The sequence below is a fragment of the Sulfitobacter indolifex genome (assembly GCF_022788655.1).
Classification (GTDB): Bacteria; Pseudomonadota; Alphaproteobacteria; order Rhodobacterales; family Rhodobacteraceae; genus Sulfitobacter; species Sulfitobacter indolifex.
Genome location: NZ_CP084951.1, coordinates 3,133,909 through 3,150,328, shown reverse-complemented (window position 1 = coordinate 3,150,328; position 16,420 = coordinate 3,133,909). Strand labels below are relative to the sequence as shown.

The 16,420-nt window shown below is 61.3% G+C and carries 18 protein-coding genes; 7 read left to right on the top strand and 11 right to left on the bottom strand.

Going from position 1 to position 16,420, the window contains the following annotated elements:
• Positions 1-2 precede the first annotated feature (2 nt).
• The 4 genes from DSM14862_RS15460 to ilvD form a co-directional block, all read right to left on the bottom strand.
• On the bottom strand, positions 3-377 hold the full coding sequence (locus tag DSM14862_RS15460) for a hypothetical protein (protein ID WP_007118215.1): 375 nt from the start codon (positions 375-377) through the stop codon (positions 3-5).
• A gap of 9 nt (positions 378-386) precedes the next feature.
• Positions 387-1,160 carry a DUF6478 family protein gene (locus DSM14862_RS15455; protein WP_007118214.1) on the bottom strand — a complete coding sequence of 258 codons (774 nt, stop codon included), beginning with the start codon at positions 1,158-1,160 and terminating at the stop codon, positions 387-389.
• A 118-nt stretch (positions 1,161-1,278) separates the two neighbouring features.
• Positions 1,279-1,875, bottom strand: a complete 597-nt coding sequence (locus DSM14862_RS15450; RefSeq protein WP_007118213.1) for a hypothetical protein — start codon at positions 1,873-1,875, stop codon at positions 1,279-1,281.
• Entirely contained in the window at positions 1,856-3,622 is a 1,767-nt protein-coding gene (gene ilvD / locus DSM14862_RS15445; RefSeq protein ID WP_007118212.1) for a dihydroxy-acid dehydratase, read from the bottom strand. The genes DSM14862_RS15450 and ilvD overlap by 20 nt, the downstream gene beginning before the upstream one ends.
• Before the next feature lie 210 nt (positions 3,623-3,832).
• Between ilvD and DSM14862_RS15440 the strand changes: the two genes are divergently transcribed.
• From DSM14862_RS15440 to DSM14862_RS15425, 4 genes are all read left to right on the top strand, one after another.
• On the top strand, positions 3,833-4,732 hold the full coding sequence (locus DSM14862_RS15440; RefSeq protein ID WP_007118211.1) for a CPBP family intramembrane glutamic endopeptidase: 900 nt from the start codon (positions 3,833-3,835) through the stop codon (positions 4,730-4,732).
• Positions 4,733-4,788: 56 nt separating this feature from the next.
• Entirely contained in the window at positions 4,789-5,748 is a 960-nt protein-coding gene (gene accD, locus DSM14862_RS15435) for an acetyl-CoA carboxylase, carboxyltransferase subunit beta (RefSeq protein ID WP_007118210.1), read from the top strand.
• On the top strand, positions 5,745-7,016 hold the full coding sequence (locus DSM14862_RS15430; RefSeq protein WP_007118209.1) for a bifunctional folylpolyglutamate synthase/dihydrofolate synthase: 1,272 nt from the start codon (positions 5,745-5,747) through the stop codon (positions 7,014-7,016). Before accD ends, DSM14862_RS15430 begins: the two co-directional genes overlap by 4 nt.
• Before the next feature lie 95 nt (positions 7,017-7,111).
• A complete protein-coding gene (locus DSM14862_RS15425) occupies positions 7,112-7,297 on the top strand; it encodes a hypothetical protein (protein WP_007118208.1) in 186 nt (61 codons plus the stop codon).
• A gap of 18 nt (positions 7,298-7,315) precedes the next feature.
• Here the strand turns inward: DSM14862_RS15425 and zapE are convergent, their stop codons facing one another.
• The 4 genes from zapE to DSM14862_RS15405 all read right to left on the bottom strand — a co-directional run bounded on the left by zapE (position 7,316) and on the right by DSM14862_RS15405 (position 12,559).
• Positions 7,316-8,374, bottom strand: coding sequence for a cell division protein ZapE (zapE, locus tag DSM14862_RS15420; protein ID WP_007118207.1), 1,059 nt, complete (start codon positions 8,372-8,374; stop codon positions 7,316-7,318).
• Positions 8,375-8,458: 84 nt separating this feature from the next.
• Positions 8,459-9,364 (bottom strand): LysR family transcriptional regulator, encoded by a 906-nt coding sequence (locus tag DSM14862_RS15415; protein ID WP_007118206.1) that lies wholly within the window; start codon positions 9,362-9,364, stop codon positions 8,459-8,461.
• Between the two features lie 144 nt (positions 9,365-9,508).
• Positions 9,509-10,450 carry a zinc transporter ZntB gene (locus DSM14862_RS15410; protein WP_007118205.1) on the bottom strand — a complete coding sequence of 314 codons (942 nt, stop codon included), beginning with the start codon at positions 10,448-10,450 and terminating at the stop codon, positions 9,509-9,511.
• A gap of 81 nt (positions 10,451-10,531) precedes the next feature.
• A complete protein-coding gene (locus DSM14862_RS15405; RefSeq protein WP_007118204.1) occupies positions 10,532-12,559 on the bottom strand; it encodes an NADPH-dependent 2,4-dienoyl-CoA reductase in 2,028 nt (675 codons plus the stop codon).
• A gap of 117 nt (positions 12,560-12,676) precedes the next feature.
• Between DSM14862_RS15405 and DSM14862_RS15400 the strand changes: the two genes are divergently transcribed.
• The 3 genes from DSM14862_RS15400 to DSM14862_RS15390 are packed head-to-tail and all read left to right on the top strand — an operon-like array spanning position 12,677 to position 14,108.
• Positions 12,677-13,150 carry a GNAT family N-acetyltransferase gene (locus tag DSM14862_RS15400; RefSeq protein ID WP_007118203.1) on the top strand — a complete coding sequence of 158 codons (474 nt, stop codon included), beginning with the start codon at positions 12,677-12,679 and terminating at the stop codon, positions 13,148-13,150.
• A complete protein-coding gene (locus DSM14862_RS15395; protein WP_007118202.1) occupies positions 13,147-13,629 on the top strand; it encodes an RNA pyrophosphohydrolase in 483 nt (160 codons plus the stop codon). The genes DSM14862_RS15400 and DSM14862_RS15395 overlap by 4 nt, the downstream gene beginning before the upstream one ends.
• The gene (locus tag DSM14862_RS15390; RefSeq protein ID WP_007118201.1) at positions 13,626-14,108 is read left to right on the top strand and encodes a hypothetical protein; all 483 of its coding nucleotides are present in this window, start codon (positions 13,626-13,628) and stop codon (positions 14,106-14,108) included. The genes DSM14862_RS15395 and DSM14862_RS15390 overlap by 4 nt, the downstream gene beginning before the upstream one ends.
• A gap of 15 nt (positions 14,109-14,123) precedes the next feature.
• On the opposite strand, the gene DSM14862_RS15385 is transcribed toward DSM14862_RS15390, so the two are convergent.
• The 3 genes from DSM14862_RS15385 to nth are packed head-to-tail and all read right to left on the bottom strand — an operon-like array spanning position 14,124 to position 16,347.
• Positions 14,124-14,717, bottom strand: coding sequence for a GNAT family N-acetyltransferase (locus DSM14862_RS15385; RefSeq protein ID WP_007118200.1), 594 nt, complete (start codon positions 14,715-14,717; stop codon positions 14,124-14,126).
• Entirely contained in the window at positions 14,717-15,706 is a 990-nt protein-coding gene (locus tag DSM14862_RS15380; protein ID WP_007118199.1) for an adenosine kinase, read from the bottom strand. Before DSM14862_RS15380 ends, DSM14862_RS15385 begins: the two co-directional genes overlap by 1 nt.
• Positions 15,703-16,347: an endonuclease III gene (gene nth, locus DSM14862_RS15375; RefSeq protein ID WP_007118198.1), complete on the bottom strand. Its 645-nt coding sequence runs from the start codon at positions 16,345-16,347 to the stop codon at positions 15,703-15,705. The genes DSM14862_RS15380 and nth overlap by 4 nt, the downstream gene beginning before the upstream one ends.
• Positions 16,348-16,420 lie beyond the last annotated feature (73 nt).

Genomic DNA, 16,420 nt, shown 5'->3' with positions numbered 1-16,420 from the left:
TTTCACGCCGTTTCGCGGCAATGGCGACGGAATGCACGTTTCAGCATGTCGAGCTCGGCGCGCAGCAGATCCATCTCAGCGCGGATGTCGTCGCCAAGCGCCTCATCCGCCATCAGGGTTACATGCCCCAGTTGCGCGCCGCTGGTCTGTTCAGTGATAAGCAGCGTTTGCACCCCATCGGCGATCACCTCTGCCGGGATGGGGATCGAGAGATGCCATTCGCCCGCCGCCTCAGCAGCGGTTAACGTCACCTCAGTGAGTTCAGTGCCTTGGTGTGATACGGTAATCTGAGGGGCTTCGGCCCCGTCTTTGGCGGTGAGTACGCCATGCCAGACGCCCTGGCGCAGCACGGTCTTGGTCAGTACGAAATGGCTCATCGCAGGATCCTAAATCTGGGCACGGGGACGGCGAGAGAAGGTGAGGTCGCGTAGAACGACTTGGTTCATATCCGGCCCCTCAAAGATCAGGTCAATCCACGCCGCTTCGATCCGTTTTTCGTTGAGGTTGGTATAGGCGAGATCAAACTCAATGCTGATGCTCTCATTGTCGGCGGGCAGTTCGCGGACAATCTGTTCGGTATTGGGGCCGTGGCGGATGTTGAGCCGGGCAAAAAGCTCAAGCGGGTGTTCCAGTTGCACGATTGTATCCATGCGGATCACATGGCGGCGTTTCAGCCCGGTAACAGCATCATCGGGCAGATTGATCACCAGCGATAGGAATGACCCGTCGAATTTGAACACGTCGAGTTGCAGCCCATAGGGTGCGAGGTCAGCTTCGCGCCGGTTGCGCAATTGGCGCAGGGTCAGTTCCGACTGGTCGCAGTCGTGGAAAAGGGTCACTTCTCCGCCCAGCATCGACTTGGTTTCGACCGCCGAGATGCCCGGCGTGGGCAATGGCCCGCGCCAAAGTTCGGGCCGCCATGCCCAATCGGCGTTATGGGGTTTGGGAAAGCCAGTGGCGCCGATCACGGGCAGCGCCAATCGCCCGTCGGCGCGATGAATCAGCCGGTCCAGATGCGCGCGCAGTAGGCGCGCGCGGTTGCGTTGGCGGCGCAGTGTGGCAAGGTCAGCCGTCGCCGCTTTGCGCGCAACCTGTGCCCAACGGTGCAGCGCGCGGGCATAGAGCCTGCCTTCCAGATAGCCGCTGCGGAAGTTGATCATAGACCTGCGCCTCTCGTTTTCCCGCAGTCTATGCAAGGCAAAGGTTTCGTTCAAATAAATAGCCCGGCGATTGTTTCCGGGGGCGGGCAGTGTTGCCAAATTGGAAACAACAGGGCGGTCAGGAACCGGCGCTAAGGCCGTCGCTTTTGGCGCGGCTTTGCTGGATCAAATCAGCCACCAATTCGCGCCCCTCTTCCGAAACTGCGCGGCTTTTCGGCGCGCCGTAAAGGGTGACGCTGGCGATGTGGCCGCCGATCCGCGCTGTGCCGCGCCAGTGGCGGCCTGACATGCCTTCGGCGGGCACCGGCCCTTGCGCGACGAAAATCGTTGCCCCATCGGGGCTGCTAGTCTCTTGGACCTGCGTCAAACCAGCGGCTTTGGCCACTTGCTGCGGCGTCGGCAGGGGCGCGCCGGGTTCGGCTTTGAGCAACGCGAGGGTCAGTATGCCCAAAGGCGCGGCGGTCACGACATCGGGCAATCCAAGCGCGTCGCAGCGGGCCATCAGGGCGAAACGGCTTTTCAGGCTTTTGGGATCGATGCAATAACCTTGCGGGGGAACCACCTGCACCGCCCCATCGGCAAGGATGGCTTGGCGCAAAGGTTTCTCTTCCGCCACGGGGCTGCCGCCACGGGAAAAACCCTGACCGCCCTCACAGGCGGACAGGGTCAGCAACGCAAGCGCCGCAAAGGGGCTTTTAGAGGTCCATGTAATCATGGGTCTCGGCCTGAGCGCCCGGATGTGTCACGGCACCAAGGTAGGTAGGGCCGACAAGTTTGGCGTATTTCCACAGCGCGCCGCTTTGGTAGTTTGTGGCACGCGGGCCAGCCCAGCCCTTGCGGCGCTCGGCAAGCTCATCATCGCTCAGGTCGACGCTGATGGAACCTTTGATCGCATCAAGGGTGATCATGTCGCCGTTTTTCAGCAGCGCAATCGGTCCGCCATGCGCCGCTTCGGGGCCAACGTGACCCACACAGAAGCCACGTGTCGCACCCGAGAAGCGGCCATCGGTGATCAGCGCCACCTTCTTGCCCATGCCTTGACCCGAAAGCGCGGCGGTGGTGGCCAGCATCTCGCGCATGCCGGGGCCGCCTGCGGGGCCTTCGTTGCGGATGACGAAAACGTCGCCTTCGGAATAGGCGCGGTTTTGCACGGCTTCGAAAGCGTCTTGCTCACATTCGAACACCAGTGCCGGGCCGGTGAAGACGATGTCTTCGTCAGACATGCCCGCGATTTTCACGATGGCACCTTCGGGGGCGAGGTTGCCTTTGAGGCCCACGACACCGCCGGTCTTGCTGATCGGATTGGCGACCGAGTGGATCACCTTGCCGTCTGCTTCGCGGGTAACCTGATCGAGCACTTCGCCCATGGAGTAGCCGGTGGCAGTCATGCAGTCTTCGTGAATGAGGCCCGCTTTGCGCAACTCATTCATCACCACCGGCACGCCGCCCGCATCGTAAAGATCTTTGGCCACATAAGCGCCGCCCGGTTTCATATCGACGAAATAGGGTGTGTCGCGGAAGATTTCGCAAACGTCTTCGAGGTAGAACTCGATCCCGGCTTCATGCGCCATGGCGGGCAGGTGCAGGCCCGCGTTGGTCGAGCCGCCGGTGCAGGCCACGATGCGCGCTGCGTTTTCAAAGGCTTCGCGGGTGCAGATGTCGCGGGCGCGGATGTTCTTTTCGATCAGGTTCATCACCGCCGCGCCAGAGGCCTCGGCATAGGCGTCGCGGCTCTCATAGGGCGCGGGCATGCCGGACGAGTTGGGCAGCGCGAGGCCGATCGCCTCGGAGACGCAGGCCATTGTATTGGCGGTGAACTGGCCGCCACAAGCGCCCGCCGATGGGCAAGCCACGCGCTCAAGCACGTCGAGGGCTGCTTGCGACATGGTGCCGTTCTGGAACCGGCCCACCGCTTCGAACATGTCCTGCACGGTCAGATCGCGGCTGGCGAAATCCTCGGGCACATCGGCCCCGGCAGGTGCTTTGCCCGGCAGGATTGACCCGCCATAGAGGAAGACCGACGGCACGTTCAACCGCAGCATCGCCATCATCATCCCCGGCAGAGATTTGTCGCAGCCCGCGAGGCCCACGATGGCGTCATAGCAGTGGCCGCGCATGGTCAGCTCAACCGTGTCGGCAATCGCTTCGCGCGACGCGAGCGAGGAGCGCATGCCCTCGTGGCCCATCGCGATACCATCGGTGACGGTGATCGTGGTAAACTCGCGCGGCGTGCCCTGTTCGGAATGCACACCGATCTTCACGGCCTGCGCCTGACGGCTCAGCGCGATGTTGCAGGGCGCTGCTTCGTTCCAGCAGGTGGCGACGCCCACCAGCGGCTGGTGAATCTCTTGCTCGGTCATGCCCATGGCATAGTAGTAAGACCGATGCGGCGCGCGGGCCGGGCCTTCGGTCACGTGGCGGCTGGGCAGCCGGGATTTGTCGAAGCGTGGGGTGGTGGACATCGGTGGGCTCCTTGAAACGTCTTGAACGGAATAGAGGGGCAGGGGCGGTGCTGCAAGGCTTTGGCGCGTATGAGGCGGGGGAACTGTTGTATCGCAGCGTGTTAGGGCATAGGTTCTGACCTTCTGGCGCGGTCGTTTAGACCCGCACGCAAGCGTGAAAGCCCGGCATATGATGTGCAAGAACCATCCCCGATCCGACCTGCGCCGCTCATGAAGTGGCGGCCCGATTACAGCGCCCATGCGGCCTTTGTCGCGCCTGCGCGCCCGTCCTCGGCGCTTTGGCGGTTTTTCTTGGGGTTGTTCGTGGCGGTGGTGGCCTATGTCGCGCTGAACGAGTTTTACTTTCAGACGGTCTATGCCTTCGCGGGGCCGGGAGCCACGTCGCTGCATGGCAACCTGCTCAAAGGCGCCACGCCGCAGGCCATGTATCTGTTGCTGTTCAGCTTTGGGACCATGGCGATGGCCGTTGGTGTGACCGTGCGGGTGGTGCATCGGCGCAATGCGAGCCGCCTATTGGGCGTGCCGGGGCGGCTTTGGCCAAGTTTTCGCGCGGTGTCTATCGCCATGCTGGCCCTTGGGGCGGTGCTTCTGATCCTGCCGCCATGGGACATGGGCGGTGAACTGACGCCAAACCTTCCCCTGAACCGCTGGCTGCTGCTCTTGCCGCTGTCGTTGCTGGCCGTGCTGGTGCAAGTCAGCGCCGAAGAGATCGTTTTTCGCGGCTATGTGCAGCAACAACTGGCGGCGCGGTTTAAGTCTCCGCTCATTTGGATGGTGCTGCCCTCGGCGCTCTTCGCGCTTGGTCACTACCTGCCTGCCGAGGCGGGGGAGAATGCGCTGATGGTTGCGCTTTGGGCGGGGGTGTTTGGCATATTGATGGCGGACCTCACAGCGCGGTCCGGCTCGCTTGGCCCTGCCATCGCGGTGCATCTTTGGAACAATGTCTCGGCCATTCTCATTGTCTCTCTGCCGGATGACCTTTCGGGGCTGGCGCTTTATCTTACGCCCTTCTCGATGGATGACGCGGCAGCGTTGCGCACATGGTTGCCGGTGGATTTCGCGCTTATGCTGGTCTCGTGGTTGGCGGCGCGGCTGGCGATACGCCGCTGATTGCAATTTCCCCATGCGGGGATTATCTGGAACGGAACCACAGCAGAGGCCTGCCAATGAACTGGATCACAAACTACGTCCGTCCGCGTATCAACTCGATTTTCTCGCGCCGCGAGACACCGGACAACCTGTGGACCAAGTGCAATGAATGCGGCACCATGCTGTTTCACCGCGAACTGTCGGACAATCTGAATGTCTGCACCAACTGCGGCCACCACATGCACATCAGCCCGCGTGAGCGGTTCAAGGCGCTGTTTGACGGCGGTATCTTTACCGAGGTGAAGGTGCCTGCACCGACGCCCGATCCGCTGCATTTCAAAGACCAGAAGCGCTATCCCGACCGGATGAAAGCCGCGCAAAAGCAGACGGGCGAGCATGAAGCCATGCTGGTCGTCACAGGCGAGATGGGCCGCACGCCGATCGTTGCCTGTGCGCAGGATTTCTCCTTCATGGGCGGTTCCATGGGCATGTATGTCGGCAATGCGATCATCGCCGCTGCAGAAGAAGCCGTGAAGCTGAAACGTCCGCTGGTGCTTTTCTCCGCCGCCGGTGGCGCGCGAATGCAGGAGGGTATCCTCAGCCTGATGCAAATGCCGCGCACGACCGTGGCCGTGCAGATGCTGAAAGAGGCCGGGCTGCCCTATATCGTCGTACTGACCCACCCAACGACGGGCGGCGTCACCGCGTCCTATGCGATGCTGGGCGACGTGCATATCGCTGAGCCGAATGCGCTGATTTGTTTTGCCGGCCCGCGTGTCATCGAGCAAACGATCCGCGAAAAGCTGCCCGAGGGCTTCCAGCGTGCTGAATATCTGCTTGATCACGGCATGCTCGACCGCGTGACCAAGCGGACCGAGATGCGTGATGAGTTGATCACCATTACGCGGATGTTGCTGGGGCTGACCCCTGCTGTGCGTGGCGATCTGCCCGCGCCCGCAGAAGTGGAAGTGGCCGAGGCGGCTGCTGCCGTTCAGGCGGCCGCGGACCTTCCCGCCGACACGCCTAAAAAGAAATGAGCACGCCTTCATCGGACGTCATCCTTGAACGGATGATGGCGCTGCATCCAAAGATCATCGATCTGACGCTGGACCGGATGTGGCGGCTGCTAGAGGCGTTGGGCAATCCCCAAAACGACCTGCCGCCGGTGATCCATATTGCGGGCACCAATGGCAAGGGGTCGACCCAAGCGATGATCCGCGCGGGGCTAGAGGCAGCGGGCAAAACGGTCCACGCCTATACCTCGCCGCATTTGGCGCGCTTTCATGAGCGTATCCGAGTGGCCGGAGAGCTGATTTCCGAACCCGATCTGGCCGCCGTGCTGGACGAGTGCCACGCCGCCAACGGTGGCGAAGAGATCACCTATTTCGAGATCACCACCTGCGCCGCGATCCTCGCCTTTTCGCGCAGCAAAGCAGATTTCACGCTGCTGGAAGTGGGGCTCGGCGGGCGCTTGGATGCAACCAATGTGATTGATCCGGTGCTGACAGTCATCACCCCGGTTTCAGTCGATCACCAGCAGTATTTGGGCGAAACACTGGCGGAGATTGCGGGCGAGAAGGCCGGCATTATCAAACGCCTTGTGCCCTGTGTGGTTGGCCCACAAGAAGAGGCCGCGCTTGAGGTTATCGAAGACCGCGCCGCCAAACTCGGCGCGCCGCTTTTGGCCTATGGGCAGCAATGGCACGTCGGGCCAGAGGCCGGGCGGATGGTTTATCAAGATGAGACCGGTCTGCTCGATCTGCCGCGCCCCAACCTGCTGGGCGATCACCAAATCATGAACGCAGGCGCAGCACTGGCGGCGCTGCGGCAGCTTGGTATTGCGGCTGACGCTTGCGAGGCTGCCGTGACGCAGGCGCAATGGCCTGCGCGGATGCAGCGGCTGTCGGCTGGGCCGCTGGCACGCAAAGCGCCCGAGGGAGAGCTTTGGCTGGATGGCGGACACAATCCCGCAGCAGGGCAGGCCTTGGCTGCGGCGCTGGCTGCAATGCCCAAGCGCCCGACGCATCTGATCTGTGGGATGTTGAACACCAAAGACATCGCCGGATACCTGCGCCCCTTGGCCGCCGAGGCCGCAAGCCTCACCGCTGTTTCCATTCCCGGAGAGGCGGCAACTTTGCCCGCCCAAGCGACGGCGAAAGCGGCGCGAGAGGTGGGGTTTGAGGCCGCCGAAGCCGAGAGTGTTACTGCCGCTTTGGAGGCAATTATCGCCCGCGAACCCCATGCGCGTGTGTTGATCTGTGGCTCACTCTACCTTGCCGGTAGCGTGTTGCGGGAAAGCGTCTAATTAACCATATTTGGGTGCCCCGCTGCTGTGCGGTGCAGATGTGGTGTACCTTGGTCTGAGGAAGTCTTTCCTTTCGAATTTGACCGAGGTGTCCCATGCGCAATTTTATCCAACCGGCGCGTCACGATCAGGACGGTGCACGGAAATATCAATTTATCTTCATGGCCATAGGTGTCGCGATTATCGCTGGCGGCCTGTGGTGGCTTTATGAGGTCGAGCGGCCTTATCACCCTATTTTGCAGGGCAATGACTTGCATATGCAGTCGATCAGCGATTCTTGATCTGGTGATGGCGGGCGGTTAACGCCCCCAATCGTCACTTTGCATTTCGCGCAGTCGTGAGGCGGTACGCTCAAATTCAAAGGTGCCTTCGCCTTCGAGGTAAAGCATTTCAGGCGCGGCAGCCGCGGAACAGATCAGCCGGACCTTCGCCTCATAAAGCGCATCAATCAGGGTGACGAAGCGTTTTGCCTCGTTAAAGTTTGATCGGCCAAGGCTGGGAATGTTGTCCAGCAGCAGCACCCGCACGTTTTGCGCCAGCGCAAGGTAATCCGCAGCGCCCAAGGGTCTGCCGCAAAGCGCATGGAACCCCGCACGGGCCATGCCATTGTGAAACGCAGGAACCACCACTTCGCGGCCCTTTACATGCAGCGTCAGCGGCTCGCCTTCGGTGCCTGCCAGATCGTCCCAAACCGCATCCATCGCAGCGCGGCTTTCGGCGTTCACCGGGGTGAAATAAACCTGCGAGCCCGCAAGTCGGTCTTGGCGGTAGTCAGTCGGGCTGACCAATTCATGCACCACCATCCGCTCTTTGATCTGCTCAATGAAGGGTACAAAGACTTCGCGGTTGATGCCGTTTTTATACAAGTCATCAGGCAGGCGGTTCGATGTGGTCACGACCACGACGCCCGCAGCGAAGAGCGCCTCAAACAGGCGGCCCACGATCATCGCGTCCGTAATGTCGGTGATCTGCATTTCGTCGAAGGCCAGCAGGCGTACGTCGTCGGCCACATCGCGGGCCACCGGGGCAATGGCATCGTCCACGCCGGTCTTGCGGACTTCGTGCATGGCGTTGTGGATTTCCTGCATGAAAGCGTGGAAATGCACCCGCCGCGCCGGGATATCAGGCAGATGCGCCACGAACATATCCATCAGCATCGATTTGCCGCGCCCAACGCCACCCCAGAGGTACAGCCCCTTGGGCGGCTCGGGCGCTTTTCGAAATAGGCCCTTCTTGACGGGTTTGGCGAGCGCATCGCGGATGCGGTCAAACTCCTCCATCACCGCCTCTTGGGCCGGATCGGATTGCAGTTTGCCCTCGGCAACAAGCTGGGCGTAGGTGTCACGCATAGTATTCATGGCGGGACAGATAGCGCGCTGCCGCGGAATAGAAAAGCGGCCCTCGTGTGGGGGCCGCTTGTTCAGTGTGTTTTGTTTTGCCGCTTACCAGACGGTCGGACCTTTCTCGGCAAACTCATGCACCAAAAAGTCGATAAAGGCGCGGACCTTGGGCTGGGTGAAGCGCCCCGGCGGGTAGACGGCATAGATGCCTTGAGTTTCCAGCGGCAGTTCGGGGATCGCGTCTTCGACCAAGCCCTTTTCCATCGCATCGGCATAGAGAAAGCTGGGAAGGTAAGCGATGCCCAGCCCCGAGATGGCGGCATTGAGCAGGCTTTGCCCGTCATTCACCGACAGCCAACCGGCCGTGCGCACCTGACGCTTCTCACCCGAGGGGGCAGTCAGTTTCCAGACATTACCCGACGATTGGTTCGAGTAATGCAGCAGCTTGTGATTGTTCAGATCATCGATCTTTTCCGGCCGTCCGTATTGTTCGAAATACTTGGGGCTGGCGATCATCCGCTTGGTGGTCTCGGTCAACTTGCGGGCGCGCAGGGTGCTGTCTTCCAACTCTCCGATGCGCACGGCCATGTCGAAACCTTCTGAGATCAGTTCAACATAGCGGTTGTTAAGAACCATGTTCACCGTGATGTCGGGGAAGTCCGAAAGGAACTCTGACAGCGCAGGGGACAGATGATTAACACCAAAATCCGTCGCCACCGAGATGCGCAACAGGCCCGAGGGCGCCGATTGCATCGACGTTACCAGTGCATCGGCTTCGCCTGCATCATTCAAGACCCGGCGGGCACGGTCGTAGTAGGCAAGGCCAATTTCCGTCGGCGATACGCGCCGGGTGGTGCGGTTCAGCAGACGCGCGCCGAGGCGGGCTTCGAGTGACGACACATGTTTCGAGACAGCGGATTTCGAGATCCCCATCTTCTTGGCGGCATCGGTAAAACCGCCCTGATCTACTACTGTGGCAAACGCTTCCATTTCCGTAAGGCGGTCCATTGCCTGTCCCTTCGCATTAATCTTGTTGGGATCAGATATGGGCGGCAATTCGGGCAGGAACGGGGCAGAGGCAAGACAGTCTCATGGTCTTTGCAGGGATCGTTCATGGCATGGAAACGGCGGAACAGTCTGTTTCCGAGGGGACTATAGCCAGCGGAGCCACTTTAAGATCGCCAGCATGATCGCGGCAAGCCCCACCATAGCGAGACAAAGGATGGCAAAGGCGCGCGGATCATCCACGCCCGGCATCCCCCCAACGTTCACACCAAAAAGCCCGGTGAGAAACCCCAAGGGCAGAAAGACCGCCGCCGCGATGGACAGGACATAACCGTGCCGCGCTTGGCGTTGGGCGACCTGATTATCGTGTTCGTCCTGTACGGTGACGATGCGTTCTTGCAGCGCGTCAAGCTCCTCCACCACGATGGCGGTGCGGTTGGCCAACTCTCGCAGCTTCATCGAATCAACCTCTGGCACCAACGGCAAATCCAGTTCCGCCAGCCGCTCAAGCGCGCTGCGCTGCGGCGCGAGGTAGCGTTCTAGTTTGATCGTGCTGCGGCGGGTGACGGGCAGGTCCTTGGGCGGTAGGGTGCTGAGGTCTTCGAGGTCGGTCTCATAGAATGCGGTACGGTCGGCAAGCCGGGCGACCTCGGTCTGGACCCGCGCGGTCAGTCTTGAGACCAGCGCCTCAAGAAAGGCCGAGGGCTGGCGCGGGGCATTGTTCTCGGTGGCCAGTGTGCGCAGCTCATCAATGGCAAAGACCCGGCGCATCCGTACGGTGATGACCACAGCATCCGTCACCCACATGCGGATCGAGACCATCTGATCGGCTTGCTGTCCTTCGTTCAGGTTGATGCCGCGCAGGTTCAGGATCAGCCCGTCTTCGTACTCATCGCAGCGCGGGCGGGTCTCAGGTTGCAGCAACGCGCCCGCGGGGATCGCGGGCAGATGTGTGGCAAGCCACGGCTCCAGCGCCGGGTCGGACAGGTCATAATGCCACCAACGGTAGCGCCCCGGCCCGGTCAGGCCGTCGTCTTCGGGCACCTGCGCGGTGCCGTCGTTATATATGTCGAAGACGCAGATGGGCATAGTCACCTATGGGCAGGTCAAAGCAGTCCGGCGATTTAGCGGATTGCGCGAGCCGGGTGCAAGGGCGCGCGCAACAGGGGGTCAAAGCGCGGCAGCCAATCGCGTGCCTTGGTTGATCGCGCGTTTCGCGTCCAACTCTGCCGCCACATCCGCGCCGCCGATGACGTGGCAGGTGACACCGCGCGCTTCCAGCGTGTCGGCAAGACTGCGGTCAGAGAGTTGCCCGGCGCAGAGCACGATGGTGTCTGCTTCGATCAGCGTGGGCTTCTCTCGTGCCTCGCCAAAAGAGATGTGCAGCCCGGAATCGTCGATCTTTTCGTAATTCACCCCGGCGATCATCTGCACATTGCGCATGGTAAGCGAAGCACGGTGGATCCAGCCTGTCGTTTTGCCCAAGCCTTTGCCGGGTTTGCTGGTCTTGCGCTGCAGCATGGTGATCTGGCGCGCAGGGGCGGGCGGTTGCGGGCCTTCGGGCGCAAGGCCGCTGCGGTGTTCGCCGGGATCGGTCACACCCCATTCGCGCATCCACTCGGGCAGGTTCAGCGTGCTGCTTTCGCCGTCGTGGACAAGGTGTTCGGAGACGTCAAAGCCGATCCCACCCGCGCCGATCACAGCGACACGATGGCCGACCTTGGCGGTGCCGTTCAGCACGTCAATGTAGCTGACGACATTGCTGCCGTCTTGACCGGGAATTTGCGGGTCACGCGGCACAACGCCCGTGGCGATGATAACCTCATCAAAGCCGCTCAGCGCGTCGGCGGTGGCTTCGGTTTCCAGCTGCACGGTCACGCCCTGTGTCGCCAGCATGGTGCGATACCAATCGACCAAGCCCCAGAATTCTTCTTTGCCCGCGACTTGTTTGGCGAGGTTAAGCTGTCCGCCGATCTCGGAGGCGCGGTCCATCAGGGTGACCTTGTGGCCGCGCTCTGCGGCTGTGATTGCAGCGGACAGGCCCGCTGGTCCCGCGCCGACGACTGCGACGGTTTTCGCCGCCGCCACCGGTTCGATCCGCAGTTCCGTTTCATAGCAGGCGCGGGGGTTCACGAGGCAGGTAGAGATTTTGCCGCCAAAGGTGTGATCCAGACAGGCTTGGTTGCAAGCGATGCAGGGCGCGATCTGGTCGGCCTTGCCCGCCTTGGCTTTGGCGAGGAAGTCGGCGTCTGCCAACATCGGGCGGGCGAGGGACACCATATCGGCGCAGCCTGTCGCCAGCACCTCTTCGGCCACCTCAGGCGTGTTGATGCGGTTCGAGGTGATCAGCGGGATGCCGACCTTACCCATCAGCTTTTTCGTGACCCAAGCAAAGGCCGCGCGGGGGACGGAGGTGGCAATCGTCGGGATGCGCGCCTCGTGCCAGCCGATGCCGGTGTTGATGATCGTGGCCCCGGCTTTTTCGATTTCCTGTGCCAGTTGAACGACCTCCTCAAAGGTCGAGCCGTTTGGGATCAGGTCAATCATCGACAGACGGTAGATCAGGATGAAATCTTCGCCCACGGTCTCGCGCACGCGGCGCACCACTTCGATCGGCAGGCGCATGCGGTTTTCATATGATCCGCCCCAGCGGTCGGTGCGCTTGTTGGTCTGGGTGACGAGGAACTGGTTCAGGAAATACCCCTCTGACCCCATGATCTCGACTCCGTCATAGCCTGCCTCACGGGCGCGCAAGGCGCAGGCGGCGATGTCGGCGATCTGTTTCTCGATGCCTTCTTCGTCCAGTTCCTTGGGTGCGAACATCGAAATCGGGGATTTTATCGCGCTTGGGGCCACGCAATCAGGTGAGAAGGCATAGCGGCCCGCGTGCAGGATTTGCATCGCAATCTTGCCACCCGCCTCATGCACGCGCTGCGTGATGATGCTGTGGTTGTCCACGTCCTTTTGGCTGACCATCATTGCCGCGCCATGGGCGACGGAGCCTTCGGGGTTCGGCCCAATGCCGCCCGTCACCATCAGCCCCACATCGCCCCGTGCGCGGGTGGCGTAGAACTCTGCCACGCGGTTCCAGTCCTGTGTCTCTTCCAGCCCGGTGTGCATCGACCCCATCAGCAGCCGGTTTTTCAGGGTGGTGAAACCAAGGTCGAGCGGGGCAAGCAGGTGGGGATAATCGGACATGGCTTTACCTTTCTGGGTGGGCTGGGTCACTGTGACACCATCGGAAATGGTTCAGCAAGTCACGAGAAACGCCGCGTCAAGTGGGATGCTCACGGTGGGGCAAGGAAAAGGTGTCAGATGGAGCCGGCAAAGGTAGAGCTGCGCAGGGCGGTGGCGGCGGATCATGACGCATTGGGGCAGGTGATGTTCGATGCAATCCACCACGGCCCAAGCGTTTATAGCACGGCGGAACGGGCCGGATGGCTTCCTGCGCCCCCGCAGGGGCCGCTGTGGTCGGCCAAGTTAACCGAACAGCAGGTCATAGTGGCCGAACGGGCGGGGCGGGTCCTCGGCTTCATCGCGTATGCGGGAGGCTATATCGACTTGGCCTTTATCGCCGCCTCTGCGCAGGGTCAGGGTGTTTTTCGCGCGCTTTATGGGCAGGTTGAACGGACCTCTTACGAAACAGGCGAGCCCCGCCTCTACACCCACGCTAGCCTCATGGCGCGCCCTGTCTTTGAGGCGATGGGCTTTCGTGTTATCGCGGCAGAGCGCGTCGCGCGGTCGGGTGAATATCTGGACCGCTTTGAAATGGAGAAGATACTATCATGACCCCCGAAGAGATTGCCAAACTGCCCTACCGCCCTTGCGTCGGCGTCATGTTGGTGAACGCCGATGGCAAAGTCTTTGTCGGCCAGCGGCGCGACCGGAATCAGGATGCGTGGCAGATGCCCCAAGGCGGGGTGGATAAGGGAGAGGCTGCACGTGATGCGGCCCTGCGCGAGTTGGAGGAAGAGACCGGCATCCCCCGCGATCTGGTAGAGGTCGAGGCCGAGACCTCAAGCTGGCTGCCCTACGACCTGCCGCATGAACTGGTGCCCAACATCTGGAAGGGGCGGTATCGGGGGCAGGAACAGAAATGGTTCCTCATGCGTTTTCTTGGGCAGGACGCTCAGGTGAATATCGCCACCGCTGAGCCTGAGTTCTCGGAATGGTGCTGGATGCCCGCAGATCAACTGGTCGCGAACATCGTACCGTTCAAACGCGCGGTCTATGCGGCGGTTCTTAAAGAGTTTGAGGAGAAGTTATGATACGGACCATTGCCTGCGCTCTCGCCACCATGGCCCCGCTGCCCGCACTTGCGCTTAGTTGTCTGCCTCACTCGGTTGAGGCGACCTATCAGCGGGCGGCCAAGGCCGAAGAGAGCTACGTCGTGGTGCAGGGGCGTCTGACCTTTGATGCCAGCGTCTTGCCAAAAGGCGGCACCGTCGCGATCAACCCGCCCGAAGAGACGCCGATCTCGGCCAAAATCAGCGGCAAGGCGCTTTCCGAGGGGGGCTTTGACGTGCCCTTTGAACAGCCACTGATGCTGAACGTCCTGTGCTACGGCCCGTGGTGCGGCTCTGCCGAAGAGGGCGACGTTCTGGCCTTTCTCGAACGCGGTGCCGATGGCGCCTATATGCTTGAGAGCAACCCTTGCGGCGGCGACCTCTTTGGATCGCCCAAGCCCGCGATGGTCGACAAGGTGATCGCGTGTTTCCAAGGGGCGGACTGCACGCCGGTTCGCTGATCCGGCGGTAGCGGTTTAGCCCTCAATCAAAGGAACCTGCGGCGCGGCATTGCGCGGCAACAGGCCGGTCAGGCGGGGATCATCGTCAACCTCGACCTGACGGCGAAAGGGGGTGAACCCCGAGCGCACGTAGAAGCCGAGCGCCTGCGGGCTGTCATTGGTGCAGGTGTGCAGATGCAGCCGGGTAATCGGCTTTTCCCATGCCAGCGTAATCGCTTGGTTCATCAGATACCGGCCCGACCCACTGCCGATCAGCGCAGAGGTCAGCCCGAAATAGGCCAATTCGCAGCTGCCGTCTTTTGGGAAATTTAGCTCCAGCAAAGCCTCGTCTTTGCCATCGCGCATCAGCGTGTAGAAGTCCCGCGCAGGGTCTTGCAAGAGCGCGGTGAGGGCCGCGTCATCTAGCTTTAGTCGCCCGTACCACAGCCAATCTGTTCCCACCCGGCGAAAGATATCGCGGAACCAGTCGGGCGACGGGGTGACCTGCCGAAAGGTAACACCTTCGGGCAAGGGCACTTCGCTAAGGGCGGGTTTGGCGTGCATCTCAAGATGCGTCACCACCACGGCCAGTTTGCCGGGGGCGACATCGTGAAAGCCGCTTTCGATCATCAGACCAAGCCTTCGGCTTTGAACAGGGCCATGATGTCGGTCTGGGGGCGGGGGCCGATATGCCGGATGACTTCGCCCGCGCAGATGTTGCCCATGCGCCCACAGGTTTCCAGATCGCGGCCCGTGGCTAGGCCATAGAGGAACCCTGCCGCAAACTGATCGCCTGCGCCGGTGGCATCGACTGGCACGACTTTCTCAACCGGCACATCGACACGCTCTTCGCCGCGGATCAGCGTAACCCCGTCGCCAGAACGGGTGCAGACCACCAGCGGACAAATATCGGCGGTCTTGGCCAATGCCACTTCGGTATCGTCTGTTTCCCACAGGGCGCGGATTTCGGCTTCATTGCCGATGACATAGCCCAGATCATTTTCGATCAAATCAAGAAAGTCGTCCCGGTGGCGTTCGACGCAGAAGGGATCGGAAATAGCGATGCCCGCCATGCCGCCGCCAGCAGAGGCTGCGCGCGCGGCTTCGCGGAAGGCGGTTTTGCCGGCATCATGGTCAAAGAGATATCCTTCGAGGAACATCAGCTTGGCCTTTGAGGTCACCGATTGCGGCACATCGTCTGAGGTGAGCCCGGTGGAGATCCCAAGATAGGTATTCAGCGAGCGCTCCCCATCCGGCGTGACAAAGATCATGCAGCGCGAGGTTGGGTTTTCACCCTCTGCCACTGGGGCATTCACGAAATCGATGCCGATGTCGGTCATCGCCTTGGCATAGAACTGGCCCAACTCATCATCACGCACCCGGCCAATGAATGCAGTCTTCAGCCCCAGCGCGCCCGCGCCTGCAACAGTATTAGCGACCGATCCGCCGGGGGTCTGCAAACGGTCCTGCATCGCGGCATAAAGGTCTTCGGCGCGGTCACGTTCAATCAACTGCATGATGCCTTTTTCGATGCCGTTGCCGGTAAGGAATGCGTCATCAGCATGGGAGATCACGTCGACGACGGCGTTGCCGATGCCAACCACTTCGTATTGGGTCATTCTGTCTTGTCCTCGTATTGGCACAGGTCTCGGATGATACAGGTGCGGCACAGCGGTTTGCGTGCCTTGCAATGATAGCGGCCATGCAGGATCAGCCAGTGGTGGGCATGGCGCTGAAAATCAGCGGGGATGTTGTCCTCAACGGCGCGTTCCACCGCATCCACCGTCTTGCCCGGTGCGATGCCGGTGCGGTTGCCGACGCGAAAGATATGGGTGTCGACGGCCTGCGCGGGCTGTTCCCACCACATGTTGAGTACGACATTCGCCGTCTTGCGGCCCACCCCCGGCAGCGATTGCAACGCCGCGCGGGAATTGGGTACTTCGCCGTCATACTCATCGACGAGGATCTGGCTCAGCTTGATGACGTTCTTTGCCTTCTGGCGATAAAGGCCGATGGTCTTGATGTGGTCAATTACCCCGTCGACCCCCAGATCGAGCATCTTCTGCGGGGTGTCGGCGATTTGGAACAACTCGCGTGTAGCCTTGTTCACGCCTGCGTCGGTCGATTGCGCGCTCAGCGCCACGGCGACGACCAGTGTATAGACGTTTACATGCTCCAGCTCGCCCTTGGGCTCAGGCTCGGCCTGCTGGAAGCGTGCGAAAATCTCGCGGATGGTATGGTAATCTAGTTGGCGGGCCATGGGCGTGGGTATGCGATGAATGACGCGGCAGGGCAAGCAGGGGCGGGGCTTGCTTTACGTTGGCGCAAGAAAC